At 75.2% G+C, this 12,847-nt stretch carries 12 protein-coding genes; 6 read left to right on the top strand and 6 right to left on the bottom strand.

What is annotated here, in order from left to right; translation table 11 throughout:
• Positions 1-63 precede the first annotated feature (63 nt).
• Together BMY88_RS06495 and BMY88_RS06490 are read left to right on the top strand one after the other, a co-directional pair.
• Positions 64-474, top strand: a complete 411-nt coding sequence (locus BMY88_RS06495) for a GtrA family protein (RefSeq protein ID WP_091941337.1) — start codon at positions 64-66, stop codon at positions 472-474.
• Positions 471-1,166, top strand: coding sequence for a TVP38/TMEM64 family protein (locus BMY88_RS06490; RefSeq protein WP_091941335.1), 696 nt, complete (start codon positions 471-473; stop codon positions 1,164-1,166). The genes BMY88_RS06495 and BMY88_RS06490 overlap by 4 nt, the downstream gene beginning before the upstream one ends.
• Positions 1,167-1,172: 6 nt before the next feature.
• Here the strand turns inward: BMY88_RS06490 and BMY88_RS06485 are convergent, their stop codons facing one another.
• Both BMY88_RS06485 and upp read right to left on the bottom strand, forming a co-directional pair.
• Entirely contained in the window at positions 1,173-2,063 is an 891-nt protein-coding gene (locus BMY88_RS06485; RefSeq protein ID WP_091941333.1) for a Gfo/Idh/MocA family protein, read from the bottom strand.
• A gap of 2 nt (positions 2,064-2,065) precedes the next feature.
• The gene (gene upp / locus BMY88_RS06480) at positions 2,066-2,689 is read right to left on the bottom strand and encodes a uracil phosphoribosyltransferase (protein WP_091941331.1); all 624 of its coding nucleotides are present in this window, start codon (positions 2,687-2,689) and stop codon (positions 2,066-2,068) included.
• A gap of 276 nt (positions 2,690-2,965) precedes the next feature.
• Between upp and deoC the strand changes: the two genes are divergently transcribed.
• From deoC to BMY88_RS06460, 4 genes are all read left to right on the top strand, one after another.
• A complete protein-coding gene (deoC, locus tag BMY88_RS06475) occupies positions 2,966-3,979 on the top strand; it encodes a deoxyribose-phosphate aldolase (protein WP_091941329.1) in 1,014 nt (337 codons plus the stop codon).
• Positions 3,979-5,424, top strand: coding sequence for an aldehyde dehydrogenase family protein (locus BMY88_RS06470; RefSeq protein ID WP_091941327.1), 1,446 nt, complete (start codon positions 3,979-3,981; stop codon positions 5,422-5,424). Before deoC ends, BMY88_RS06470 begins: the two co-directional genes overlap by 1 nt.
• Positions 5,425-5,497: 73 nt before the next feature.
• Entirely contained in the window at positions 5,498-6,373 is an 876-nt protein-coding gene (locus BMY88_RS06465; RefSeq protein ID WP_244524490.1) for an aldehyde dehydrogenase family protein, read from the top strand.
• 108 nt (positions 6,374-6,481) lie between these two features.
• Positions 6,482-8,005 carry a hypothetical protein gene (locus BMY88_RS06460; RefSeq protein WP_091941325.1) on the top strand — a complete coding sequence of 508 codons (1,524 nt, stop codon included), beginning with the start codon at positions 6,482-6,484 and terminating at the stop codon, positions 8,003-8,005.
• 157 nt (positions 8,006-8,162) lie between these two features.
• On the opposite strand, the gene BMY88_RS06455 is transcribed toward BMY88_RS06460, so the two are convergent.
• From BMY88_RS06455 to BMY88_RS06440, 4 genes are all read right to left on the bottom strand, one after another.
• Positions 8,163-9,704 carry a DEAD/DEAH box helicase gene (locus tag BMY88_RS06455; RefSeq protein WP_091941323.1) on the bottom strand — a complete coding sequence of 514 codons (1,542 nt, stop codon included), beginning with the start codon at positions 9,702-9,704 and terminating at the stop codon, positions 8,163-8,165.
• 230 nt (positions 9,705-9,934) lie between these two features.
• Positions 9,935-11,008, bottom strand: a complete 1,074-nt coding sequence (locus BMY88_RS06450; RefSeq protein WP_091941321.1) for an adenosine deaminase — start codon at positions 11,006-11,008, stop codon at positions 9,935-9,937.
• Positions 11,008-11,823 carry an ABC transporter permease gene (locus BMY88_RS06445; RefSeq protein ID WP_091941319.1) on the bottom strand — a complete coding sequence of 272 codons (816 nt, stop codon included), beginning with the start codon at positions 11,821-11,823 and terminating at the stop codon, positions 11,008-11,010. Before BMY88_RS06445 ends, BMY88_RS06450 begins: the two co-directional genes overlap by 1 nt.
• Positions 11,820-12,725 carry an ABC transporter ATP-binding protein gene (locus tag BMY88_RS06440; RefSeq protein ID WP_244524489.1) on the bottom strand — a complete coding sequence of 302 codons (906 nt, stop codon included), beginning with the start codon at positions 12,723-12,725 and terminating at the stop codon, positions 11,820-11,822. The genes BMY88_RS06445 and BMY88_RS06440 overlap by 4 nt, the downstream gene beginning before the upstream one ends.
• Between the last annotated feature and the right edge of the window lie 122 nt (positions 12,726-12,847).

Genomic DNA, 12,847 nt, shown 5'->3' with positions numbered 1-12,847 from the left:
AGGCGACCGTTACCGGACGGTCACAATGGTCGTCGTGCTGACGACTCCGCCCGCTCGCGCCCGGTGACGGCGTCCGGAGAGGCCGCCGGCGGGCGCCGCGGGCTGGTCGACCAGCTGGTCAGGTTCGTCGCCGTGGGCCTGCTCGGCGCCGTCGTCGACCTCAGCGTCTACAGCCTGGCCCTGCACCTGGACGTGGAGACGACGCTCGCGCGGGCGCTCAGCTTCGTCGCCGGGACGACGACGGCGTACGTGCTCAACCGCCGGTGGGCGTTCCAGGTCGAGGGGTCGGCCAAGCGGGCGACGGGCTTCGCGATCCTCTACGGGACGACGTTCTTCGTGATCCTCGGCGTCAACGCCCTCGCCCTGGCCGCGCTGCCCGACAGCAGCTGGCGGGTGACGCTGGCCTGGGCGATCTCGCAGGGGTTCGGCACCGCGGTCAACTTCGTGATGCTGCGGCTCGTCGTCTTCCGATGACGGACGTCGCCGCCCCCCACGCCCCGCAGGCTCGGCGCGGGCCCCTGCAGCGAGGCCACGGGGCGCGCCTCGCCGTCCTGGCCGCCCTGCTGGGGATCGCCGCGGTCGTCGTCGCGGTGGTGGACCTGCCCGCCGTCGACTCCGCGCGCGACTGGCTCGACGACGCCGGGGCCCTCGGGTTGGTGCTGCTCGCCCTCGGGGTGGGCCTCGCGCTGCTGGGACCGGTGCCCCGGACGGCGCTGTCGGTGCTCGCCGGGCTGGTCGCCGGCTTCTGGCCGGGGCTGGCCGTCTCGCTGGTCGGCGGGATGCTCGGCGGGGTCGGCGCGTTCGCGCTCGGCCGGCTGCTGGGCCGGCCCGCCGTGGCCGCGCTCGGCGGACCCCGCATGGCCCGCGCCGACCGGTTCCTCGACGCCCGCGGCTTCGGCGCCGTCCTTACCCTCCGGCTGGTCCCGGCCGCGCCGTTCAGCGTGGTCAGCTACGCGGCCGGCCTCGCCGCCGTCCGGCCCGGCCCGTACCTGGCGGCGACGGCCCTCGGCCTGCTGCCGAGCACCGTGCTGCAGGTGGGCGCCGGGGCGTCGGTGGAGCACCTGGACCGCTGGGCCGACGCCCTGACCACGCCCGCGGGAACGGCCGCCGCGGTCGCCGTCCTGCTCGCCGCCGCCGGGCTGGCCGTCCGGTGGCGCCGGCGCTGACCCGTGTCAGGGTTCGACGGTCTCCCGGCAGCCGGTGCCCAGCGCCCGCTCGGCGGCCGCGAGGACGGCGACGACGTCCCGGCCGAAGTGCACGTCCAGCGGATGCGCCCCGCCGGTGAGGGCCGCCGCCTGCAGCTCCCCCACGGCCGCGGCGAAGGCCTCGACGGCGGCGTCGAGCTGCGGCAGCAGCACCAGCCGCCCGGCGTCGCCGTGCAGGTAGAACTCCACGCCGGCCGACATCTGCGCCACCGTCGAGGAGACGGTGACGGTGCTCGCCACGCCGCCGGGATGGTGCAGCACCAGGTGCACGGTGTCGCGCAGCCCCGCGGCCGCCTGGACCGCGACCACCGGCCCGAGCGCGGGCACGAGCAGCGCCAGCGCGTGCGGGCCGACGTCCCACAGGGCGCCGTGCTCCTTGCGCCAGGCCGAGCTCGCGAAGGGCGACCCGGCGAGCGCGCCGAGCCAGGTGCCCGACCCGCCGGCCAGCCGGGTACGCGCGGCCTGCGTCAGCCAGGTCGAGGTCGCCTCCTGGAACCGGTAGGTGAAGAACACGACCGACGCCACCCCGGCCTCGCGCACGGCGGCGGCCAGCCGGTCGGCGACCGCGAGGCTCAGCCCGGTCGGCTTCTCCAGCAGCAGGTGCTTCCCGGCGGCCGCGGCCCGCTCGGCCAGCGGCGCCTGCACGTCCGGCGGCAGGGCGATCGAGACGGCGTCGACCGAGGAGAGGACGGCGTCGAGGTCGTCGGTGCCCACCACCTCGAACTCGGCGGCGGCCTCCGCCGCCTTCCGCCGGTCCCGCCCCCAGACGGCGACGAGCTCGGCGTCCGGGTGGCCGGCCAGCGCGGTGGCGTGCACCGCCCGGGCCCAGAACCCGGTGCCCAGGACGGCGAAGCGCACGGTCAGACCGCCCCGAACTGGCGGTCCCCCGCGTCGCCGAGGCCCGGCACGATGTAGGCGCTGTCGTTGAGGCCCTCGTCGACGCTGGTGGTGAAGACCCGCAGCGGCAGGCCGCTCGCCTCCAGCCGGCGCAGCCCCTCGGGCGCGGCCAGCACGCACAGCACGGTGATCTCGGTGGCGCCGCGCTCGGTGAGCAGCCCGCAGCAGTGCACCAGCGAGCCGCCGGTGGCCAGCATCGGGTCGAGCACGAACACGTGCCGCCCGACCAGGGTCTCCGGCAGCGAGGCCATGTAGGCCTCCGGCTGGAAGGTGGTCTCGTTGCGGGCCAGACCGACGAAGCCCATCTGCGACTCCGGCAGCATCCGGTGGGCGACGTCGGCCATGCCCAGGCCGGCCCGCAGCACGGGCACGATGAGCGGCGCGGCGGCGATCCGGTAGCCGGTGGTCCGCGTGACCGGGGTGGCGATCGTCTCCTCGGCGACGGCGAGGTCGCGCGTGGCCTCGTAGACGAGCATCTGGGTCAGGTCCTGCAGGGCAGCCCGGAAGCTGGCGTTCTCCGTCCGCTCGTCGCGCATGCGGGAGAGGCGGGCGCGGGCGAGCGGGTGGTCGACGACGGTCAGCTGCACGCGCGCCACCGTAGCGGCAGCCCCGGGGCGGGCCACCGGTCGGAACGCCGGCCGGGCGCCCCACCAGCGGCCACTCTGCCGGCACTCTCCCGGCGATGCCGGGGCGATCCCGCCGACATCGTCCGGAACCCCCCGGCAGAGTGCCCGCGGCGGCACGCTGGGCACGCTGGGCACGCTGGGCAGAGTCCCCCGGGCAGGCGCGCTCGGCGGGAGTGCCCCACCCGGGCGGGTGGCCGCGCTCGGGCCGGGCGCCGTCCACGGGGGATGATGGCTCCCATGACGCACGTGCTCGATCCGCACGCCCTGACGGCGGAGACCCCGCCGCGGCGCGAGCCCCCGACGCCGTACGCGGACGTGACCCGGTCCGAGTCGGCCTTCCGCGCCTTCCTGCACGGCCTGCCCGGCGTGGACCAGGTCGGCGCCTCGTCCCGCGTGGCCATGCTCGGCACCCGGTCGATCAAGACCACGTCCAAGGCGTGGGCGATCGACACCGCCATCTCGATGGTCGACCTGACCACCCTCGAGGGCTCCGACACCCCGGGCAAGGTGCGCGCGCTGGCCGCGAAGGCCCGCCGTCCCGACCCGACGGATCCCGGCTGCCCGCCCGTCGCCGCCGTCTGCGTCTACGGCGATCTCGCCGGCGTGGCCAAGGAGGCGCTGGCCGGCACCGGGATCAACGTGGCCGCCGTCGCCACCGCGTTCCCCAGCGGCCGCGCGAGCCGCGCCGTCAAGCTCGCCGACGTCCGCGACGCCGTCGCCCAGGGCGCCGACGAGATCGACATGGTCATCGACCGGGGGGCGTTCCTGGCCGGCCGCTACCTCGACGTCTTCGACGAGATCGTCGCGGTGAAGGAGGCCTGCGCCCGGCCCGACGGCGCCGCCCCCGCCCACCTCAAGGTCATCCTCGAGACCGGCGAGCTGGTCACCCTGGACGCCGTCCGCCGTGCGTCCTGGCTGGCGATGCTCGCCGGCGGCGACTTCATCAAGACCTCCACCGGCAAGATCTCCCCCGCCGCCACGCTGCCCGTCTGCCTGGTGATGCTCGAGGCGGTCCGCGACTTCCGCGCGGCCACCGGCCGCCACGTCGGCGTCAAGCCCGCCGGCGGCATCCGGACGACGAAGGACGCGATCAAGCACCTCGTGCTCGTCAACGAGACCGCCGGCGCCGACTGGCTGACCCCCGACCGGTTCCGCATCGGCGCCTCCAGCCTGCTCAACGACCTGCTCCTGCAGCGGCAGAAGCTCCGCACCGGCCACTACTCCGGCCCCGATCACGTGAGCGTCGACTGATGGCCGTCTTCGAGTACGCCCCCGCCCCCGAGTCCCGCTCGATCGTCGACATCGCGCCCTCCTACGGGCTGTTCGTCGACGGCGAGTTCGTCGACGGCTCCGGCGAGCCGATGAAGACGGTCAACCCGGCGACCGAGGAGGTCCTCAGCGAGGTCGCGGTCGGCACCGAGGCCGACGTCGACCGCGCGGTGAAGGCCGCCCGCCGCGCGTTCACCCGCGTGTGGGGCCCGATGCGCCCGGCCGACCGCGGCAAGTACCTGTTCCGCATCGCCCGGCTGCTGCAGGAGCGGGCGCGGGAGTTCGCCGTCCTCGAGTCGCTGGACAACGGCAAGCCGATCCGCGAGTCCCGCGACGTCGACGTCCCGCTGGCCGCGGCGCACTTCTTCTACCACGCGGGCTGGGCCGACAAGCTGGCCCACGCGGGCCTCGGGCCCGACCCGCGGCCGCTGGGCGTGGCCGGCCAGGTCATCCCGTGGAACTTCCCGCTGCTCATGCTGGCGTGGAAGATCGCCCCCGCGCTGGCCACGGGCAACACCGTCGTCCTCAAGCCGGCCGAGACCACCCCGCTGACGGCGCTGCTGTTCGCCGAGGTCTGCCGGCAGGCCGACCTGCCGCCGGGGGTGGTGAACATCGTCACGGGCGCCGGCGAGACCGGGCGGGCGGTGGTCGAGCACGCCGACGTCGACAAGGTCGCGTTCACCGGCTCCACCGAGGTGGGCCGATCGATCGCCCGCGCGGTCGCCGGCACCCGCAAGAAGCTGACCCTGGAGCTCGGCGGCAAGGCGGCGAACATCGTGTTCGACGACGCCCCGATCGACCAGGCGGTCGAGGGCATCGTGCAGGGGATCTTCTTCAACCAGGGCCACGTGTGCTGCGCGGGCTCCCGGCTGCTCGTGCAGGAGAACGTGCACGACGAGGTCATCGCCGCGCTGCAGCGCCGGATCGGCACCCTGCGCGTGGGCGACCCGCTGGACAAGAACACCGACATCGGGGCGATCAACTCCGCCGAGCAGCTGGCCCGGATCCGGGAGCTCTCCGACGTCGGCGAGGCCGAGGGAGCCACCCGCTGGCAGCCGGCGTGCGAGCTGCCCGACCGGGGGTTCTGGTTCCCGCCGACGGTGTTCACCGACGTCTCCCCGGCCCACCGCATCGCCCGCGACGAGGTGTTCGGCCCGGTGCTGTCGGTGCTCACCTTCCGCACTCCCGACGAGGCCGTCGCCAAGGCGAACAACACCACCTACGGGCTGTCGGCCGGCATCTGGTCGGAGAAGGGCTCGCGGATCCTCGCGATCGCCGACCGGCTGCGCGCCGGCGTGGTGTGGGCCAACACCTTCAACCAGTTCGACCCGACCTCGCCGTTCGGCGGCTACAAGCAGTCCGGGTACGGCCGCGAGGGCGGCCGGCACGGGCTGGCGGCGTACCTGATGGGAGCGGACAGCGAGTGAGCATCGCAGCGAGCGCCGGCGAGCGAGGAGCGGAGCGGGCGCGGAAGCGACCCACGGAACGGAGCGAGGACCAGTGATCAGCAATGAGCGGCTCACGGTCCGCAAGACCTACAAGCTGTACCTGGGCGGGGCGTTCCCCCGGTCGGAGTCCGGGCGCACCTACGAGGTGACCGACGCCAGGGGCGCCTTCCTGGCCAACGCCGCCCGGGCCTCCCGCAAGGACGCGCGGGACGCCGTCGTGGCCGCTCGTGCGGCGTTCGGGAAGTGGTCGGCCGCCACGGCCTACAACCGTGGCCAGGTGCTGTACCGGGTCGCGGAGGTCATGGAGGGGCGGCACGCGCAGTTCTGCGAGGAGGTCGCCGCCGGGGAGGGTCTCTCCACCGGGCGGGCCCGCGCCGCCGTCGACGCCGCCATCGACCGCTGGGTCTGGTACGCCGGGTGGACCGACAAGCTGGCCGCCGTCCTCGGGAGTGCCAACCCGGTCGCCGGCCCGTACTTCGACTTCTCGCTGCCGGAGCCGACCGGGGTGGTGGCGGTCCTCGCCCCGCAGCGGTCGTCGCTGCTCGGGCTGGTCAGCGTGCTGGCACCGGTGGTGGCGAGCGGCAACACCGCCGTCGTCGTCACCTCGCACGAGCGGCCGCTGCCCGCGGTGACCCTCGGCGAGGTGCTCGCCACCAGCGACGTGCCCGGCGGGGTCGTCAACCTGCTCACCGGCGACGCCGCCGAGCTGGGCCCCTGGCTGGCCGAGCACGACGACGTCGACGCCATCGACCTCACCGGCGCCCCGCCCGAGCGGGCCATGGAGTTCGAGCGGGAGGCCGCCGGCAGCATCAAGCGCGTGCTGCGGCCGCCGGCCGGCGGGGAACCCGACTGGACGGCCGACCCCGGCCTGACCCGGATGCGGACGTTCCTGGAGACCAAAACAGTGTGGCACCCGAAGGGTTTCTGATCGGTCGGCCCCGCCGGAGGCTCGCGGCGGGCCCCTGCAGCGGGACCTCCCCGCACGAGTTCGGCATCCCCGGGGCGGGCTCCCGGCCGCACGGGGCAGGATGGGCCCGTGGCCAGGCCAAGCATCGTGCCCATCGCACTCACCCTCGACGACCGCACCGGTTACACCCTCTGGGCGCCGCCGTGGGAGGAGGACGGTGAGGAGTGGCAGGCGTTCCTCGGCACGACCGAGGACGACCCGGACGCCGGGAGCGCGGCCCGGGTGCACCTGTTCCCGACACCGGCCGCCCTCGCCGCGTTCTGCCGCACGGCCACCGACCACGACCTGGCCGACCATCCGGTGTGGCCGGTCGTCGCCGGGCTGGGCGCCGCGGACCTGACCCCGGACGACGACCACCGCTACGACCTGGACGGCGTCTACGACATCGCCGCCGAGAACCCCGACCGCTGGGCCGTCGAGGAGCTCGCCGCGACGATCGACATCGTCAGCCGGCTGGCCGAGTGCCTGGACGCCGGCGACGACGAGGACCAGGACCCCGAGGAGTTCGAGGGCGACTCCCCCACCGACGACGACCCGGACTTCGACCCGGAGGTCGACGTCGACCGGGACCCCGACACGGCCCGGACCTGGCACGGCGGGGAGTTCGCCGCGCTCGCCGAGCTCGTCGCCCGCCCCGAGATCGGCTCGCTGGGACTGGGCGTCGACGCGTTCGCCGGCCGCGCCGGGGAGGACGCCTGGGTCGGCATGGGCTCGGCGCTCGACGAACTGTGGGAGGACGTCGTCGAGGAGCTCTCCGCCCACCTGGACTGGACCGGTGCGGGCACCGCGAAGCTCGAGGACTACCCGTCGGCCGCCGAGTCGGTCGACGACGAGGCCGACGACGACGCGGACGACCTGGACGACGAGGAGCCGGACGGCGACACCCCCGCGGCACCCGCGGCCTCGGGGGCGACCACCGCAACCGCCGCGACCACCGCGACCGCCGCGACCGCCGCGACCGCCGCGTCCGCCCTGCCCACGCCGGGCACGAGCACCATCAGCGCGAGCCGCATCTCCGCGCCGCCCGCGGCGGTGGCCGCCGCTGCGAGGTTCTGGGAGGGCGTGGGGATCCTGCCGGTGGAGCTGGTCGTCCCCGAGGGCGCCGGGCTGACCCTGCGCTGCTACGTCGAGGACGAGGCCCGGTTCCTCGGCCGCGACGGCGAGGTGTTCCTCTTCGCCACGCCCGCCGAGCTGGCCCGGTTCTGCGCCGGCGACGAGGAGCACGACCTCACCGGCATCGCCTCCTGGCCGGAAGTCGTCGCCACCGACACGCCCCCGCTGCCCGCCGAGCAGGACCGCTACGACCTGGCCGCGCTGGCAGAGGTCCTCGGCGAGGTGGCCGACGGCGCGGCCGGCCTGGTGGCACACGAGGCGCTGCTCCAGCCCGTGGAGGGAGTGCGGGACGTCGCCGAGTACGCCGGCCTGGGCCGGGTCGACGAGCTCCTCACCCCCCCGGCGCCCCTGGCCCGGGCGCTGGCCCGCGCCGACCGGGAGCCCACCGCGACGCTGCGCGCCGAGGATGCCGCCGCGCTGCGGGCCGACTGGGACGAGGTCGTCCGCGAGGTCGGCGGGGCCCTGGTCTTCCGCGACTGAGTCGCGACCGCCGGGCGTTGGCGGTGTTCCTCGCGCGGTGCGGGTCCTGCAGGACCGGCAGGGCGCGAGGAGCACCCGCACTGCGGGCCGCACGAGCCGCGGAATGCCGAACGGCCGGCCCCGGGAAACCCGGGACCGGCCGTTCGCTGGTGCCTGCTTACTCCGCGACGCGGGGGCGGCCCTGGCCGCGGTAGGAGCTCGAGCGACGCTCGCCGCTGAACGGGCGGTCACCGGACGGGCGCTCACCGGCGGGGCGCTCACGGTACGGGCGCTCACCGGCGGGGCGCTCACCGGAGGACCGCTCCCCGAAGGGACGGCGCGGGCGGTCACCGTCACGGCGGGGACGCTCGCCGTCGCGGCGCGGACGACGGCCACCGGGGCCACCGGAGGGCCGGCGCGACTCGCGCACCGGACGCTCCACGGGCTCCACGTGGACGCCCGTGGCGACCAGGTCGGCGATCGGGGCGTCGCCCGGGCGGACCCGGCTCACGACCGGGTCGACCTTGGCCGAGCGGAAGCGACGCTTCGACTGACCGACCTGGTCGGGCAGCAGGAGCGAGACGACCACACCGCCGGCACCGGCGCGGGCGGTACGGCCCGAGCGGTGCAGGTAGGTCTTGTGGTCGGCCGGCGGGTCGTAGTGGATGACCAGCGAGACGTCGTCGACGTGGATGCCGCGGGCGGCGACGTCGGTGGCGACGAGCACCGGGCTGCGGGCGTCGGTGAACGCCTCCAGCGCGCGGCGGCGGGCCGACTGCGGCAGGCCACCGTGGATGGCCTCGGCCTTGATGCCGACGGCCTGCAGGTTCTCCGCCAGCCGGTCGGCGCCGAGCTGGGTGCGGACGAACACGATCGTCCGGCCCGGCCGGGCGGCGAGCTCCTGGGTGACCGGGACCTTGTCGCGGAAGGCGAGGCTGTAGGCCAGGTGCTCGGCCGGCGGGGCCTCGTCACCCTCCCGCTTCACCTCGTGCCGGGCCGGGTCCTTGAGGTAGCGGCGGATCAGCGAGTCGACCTCGCCGTCCAGCGTCGCCGAGAACAGCATCCGCTGGGCGTCGGGGCGGGTCTGGTCGAGCAGCTCCTTGACGACCGGCAGGAAGCCGAGGTCGGACATGAAGTCCGCCTCGTCGACGATCGAGAGGGAGACCTCGGCGAGGGTGACCTCGCGCTGCTCGATGAGGTCCTGCAGGCGGCCCGGCGTCGCGATGACGACGTCGACGCCGCGGCGCATCTGCTGGATCTGCCGGTACATCGAGGCGCCGCCGTAGACGGCGGCCAGCTGGACGCCGATGGACTGGCCGAGCGGGGCCAGCGCGTCGTGCACCTGCTGGGCCAGCTCGCGCGTGGGCACCAGGATCAGGCCACGCGGGTCGCGACGGCCGGAGGCGGCCTCCGCGCCGAGGCGGGCCAGCAGCGGCAGGCCGAAGGCCAGCGTCTTGCCGGAGCCGGTGGCGGCCTTGCCGAGCACGTCGCGCCCGGCGAGGGCGTCGGGCAGGGCGACGGTCTGGATCGCGAACGGGTGGCTGATGCCCTTGCGCGCCAGGGCGCTCACCAGCTGCTGGGGCAGGCCCAGCTGGGCGAAGGACGGGCCGGTCGGCTCGGGAGCAGCGGTGACCTCGGGGACGGCGGGCGTCTCGAGGGCGGTCTCCGGAGCGGTGAACTCAGGGGTGTTCTGGACGTCGACAGTGTCGAACGAGGACAAGCGGGGACTCCGATACAGCTCGGGCGCGTCCCGTGGTGATTGCGCGGACACCGGGACCGGCGTCCTCACTGGCGATCGCTCGCGTCTCGGGGACGACCGGATCTGCACGGATGCGCTCATGCCCGGACGGACCGTCCGGGAGGATGACCGACGAATGCCGGTACACCCAGGTTAACAGCGGGGGACGCGTCCTGTTCCCCCGGCCGGGGTGGCCGTGGTCACCTCGCCGGTCAGGTGGGCGGATCCGCGTACCAGGGCCGGACGACGTCGGCCAGCAGCCGGGCGCGGTCGGTGTCGTCGAGGAACGCGGCGGCGAGCGCCCGCTCGGTCACCCGCGCGACGTCGTCCCACCCCCAGCCGAACGTCGCCGCGACCGCGGCGAGCTCGCTGGTGGCGCTCACCCCGCTCATCAGCCGGTTGTCGGTGTTGACGGTGACGGCGAACCCGGCCCGGTGCAGCCGGTCCACGGGGTGCCCGGCCAGGGAGGGGTAGGCGCCGGTCTGCACGTTGGACGACGGCGCGACCTCCAGCGGCACCTGCGCCTCGCGGACCCGCCGCGCCACCGGGCCGAGGGTGCCGTCGGCGGCGACCTCGTCGGCGATCCGCACCCCGTGGCCGAGCCGCTCGGCGCGGGCGCCGTCCAGGGCGGCGCGGATGCTGTCCACCCCGGCGGCCTCGCCCGCGTGGATCGTGCGGTGCGCGCCGGCCCGGTCGAGCAGGGCGATGGCCTCGGGATGCCGGTCGGGCGGGAAGCCGACCTCCGGGCCGGCGAGGTCGAAGCCCACCACCCCGGCGTCGCGGTAGCGGACCACCAGCCCGGCCACCTCCTCCCAGCGGTCGGCCTGGCGCATCGCGCACAGCAGCGCCCCGACCCGGATCGGCGTCCCCGCCTCGGCCGCCTCGGTGCTGCCGGCGGCGAAGCCGTCGAGGATCGCCTCGACGGCCTCCTCGATCGGCGTGCCACCGGCGGTGAGCAGCTCCGGCGCCATCCGGACCTCGGCGCACACGACGCCGTCGGCGGCGAGGTCCAGGGCGCACTCGCGGGCCACCCGGCGCACCGCCTCGGGCCGCTGCATGACCCCGACGGTGTGCGCGAACGTCTCCAGGTAGAGCAGGAGCGACCCCGAGTCCGCCGCCTGGCGGAACCAGGTGCCCAGCGCGGCGGCGTCGCCGGCGGGCAGGTCGCGGTAGCCCGCCTGGTCGGCGAGCTCGAGCACCGTCTGCGGCCGCAGGCCGCCGTCGAGGTGGTCGTGCAGCAGCACCTTCGGGGCACGGCGGAGCGCCTCGGCCGTCGGGACGGCCATCAGCCGTCCCCCCGGTCCTGCCAGCGGAAGGTGCGCACGCACAGCAGCAGCCCGACGACGCACCAGAGGCCCAGGACCAGCGCGACCCGGCCGAGCTCCCAGCTGCCCGCGGGCTCCTCCGCGGCGAGCGCGTCGGGCAGGAACACCGAGCGCAGCCCCTGGGCCATCCACTTCAGCGGGAACAGCGCGGCGACCGTCTGCAGCCAGCCGGGCACCGCGCTGAAGAGGAAGAAGACCCCGGAGATGAACTGCAGGACGAGCGCGACGGGGGTGACGGTGGCCGAGGCCGACCGGCCGTTGCGGGCCAGGCTGGAGATGGCGATGCCCAGCAGCGTGCAGGCCGCCGATCCGAGTGCGGCCACCCAGACGAAGGTCAGCCAGTCCGTGCCCGAGGGCAGGTCGACGTCGTAGAACAGCACGCCGATCGCCAGCAGGATCACCACGATCGCCACCGTGACGACGAGGACCTGCACGACCTTGCCGACGAAGAAGGCGCTCTTGGGCATGGGCGTGCCGGACAGGCCCTTGAGCGTTCCGTCGGAGCGCTCGGTGGCGATGCCGATGGCCATGTTCTGCAGGCTCGCGCCGAGGATGCCCGCGGCGATGACGCCGGCCATGAAGTACTGCGTGAACGAGACGCCGCCGCCCAGGTCGTAGTCGAGCACCGCCCCGAAGATCAGCAGCAGGATCACCGGGAACATCAGCGTGAAGACGACCGACTCCCGCTGGCGGAAGAACTCCTTGAGCTCCACCCCCGCGCGGGTGCGGCAGACGCCCACCACCGAGGGCAGGGTCCGCTCCGAGGTCGCGGTCACGCCGGGTCTCCGATCATCCGCAGGTAGACGTCCTCGAGCGTGGGCCGGGCGACCGCGAGGTCCGGGACCTCGCCACCGAAGCGGCCGGCGAGCTCGCTCACCAGCGCCGTGGGCGTCTGCGTGGCCTCGGTGCGGCGGGCGCCGCACTCGGTCCAGCTGACGACGGCGGGGGCGCTCCCCCGCCCGCCCAGCGCCGACGGGACGGCGACCTCGACCAGCCGGCCGCGGGCGATGACCCCGACCCGGTCGGCCAGCGCCTCGGCCTCGTCCAGGTAGTGAGTGGTCAGCAGCATCGTCGTCCCGAGATCGCGCAGCGAGCGGATCAGCGACCAGAACTGGCGCCGGGCCTCGGGGTCGAAGCCGGTCGTCGGCTCGTCCAGGAACAGCAGCGTCGGCCGCCCGACGATGCCCAGGGCGACGTCCAGCCGGCGGCGCTGCCCGCCCGACAGCGCCCGGCCGCGGACGCCGGCCTTCTCGGTCAGCCCGACCAGCTCGAGCACCTCGTCGGGATCACGCGGGTCGGGGTAGTAGGAGGCCTGCGCGCGCAGCAGCTCCCGGCAGGTCAGCTGGCTGTCACCGGCGCCGGACTGCAGCACGATGCCCAGCTGCGCCTTCCAGTGCCGCCCGGCGGTCGCCGGGTCCTCGCCCAGCACCCGGACGTCGCCGCTGTCCCGCTTGCGGAAGCCCTCGCAGATCTCCACCGTCGTCGTCTTGCCGGCGCCGTTGGGGCCGAGCAGCGCGAAGATCTCGCCGCGGGCGATGTCCAGGTCCAGCCCGTCGACCGCGGGAAAGGCGCCGTAGTGGCGGACCAGCCTCCGCACGGAGATCGCGGCGTCGGGGTCCACCGGGGAGTCGGGACGCGGCGCTGCGCTGGCCGCCGGGACCTCGGTCGGACTGCTCACGAGAGCCCAGTGTCCTCTACCCATCGCGACGCTCCGCGTCGCACCGCGGCCGGCTGCCGTCCCGGCGTGCGTGGAGCCCCCCGCCGCACCCTTCGCGGAGCCCTCCATGCCCCACTCGGGCA

Origin of the sequence: Trujillonella endophytica (assembly GCF_900110555.1) — a bacterium.
Classification (GTDB): Bacteria; Actinomycetota; Actinomycetes; order Mycobacteriales; family Geodermatophilaceae; genus Trujillonella; species Trujillonella endophytica.
Note: the sequence above shows the minus strand (reverse complement) of the source record. Positions and strands in the feature narration are given on the sequence as shown.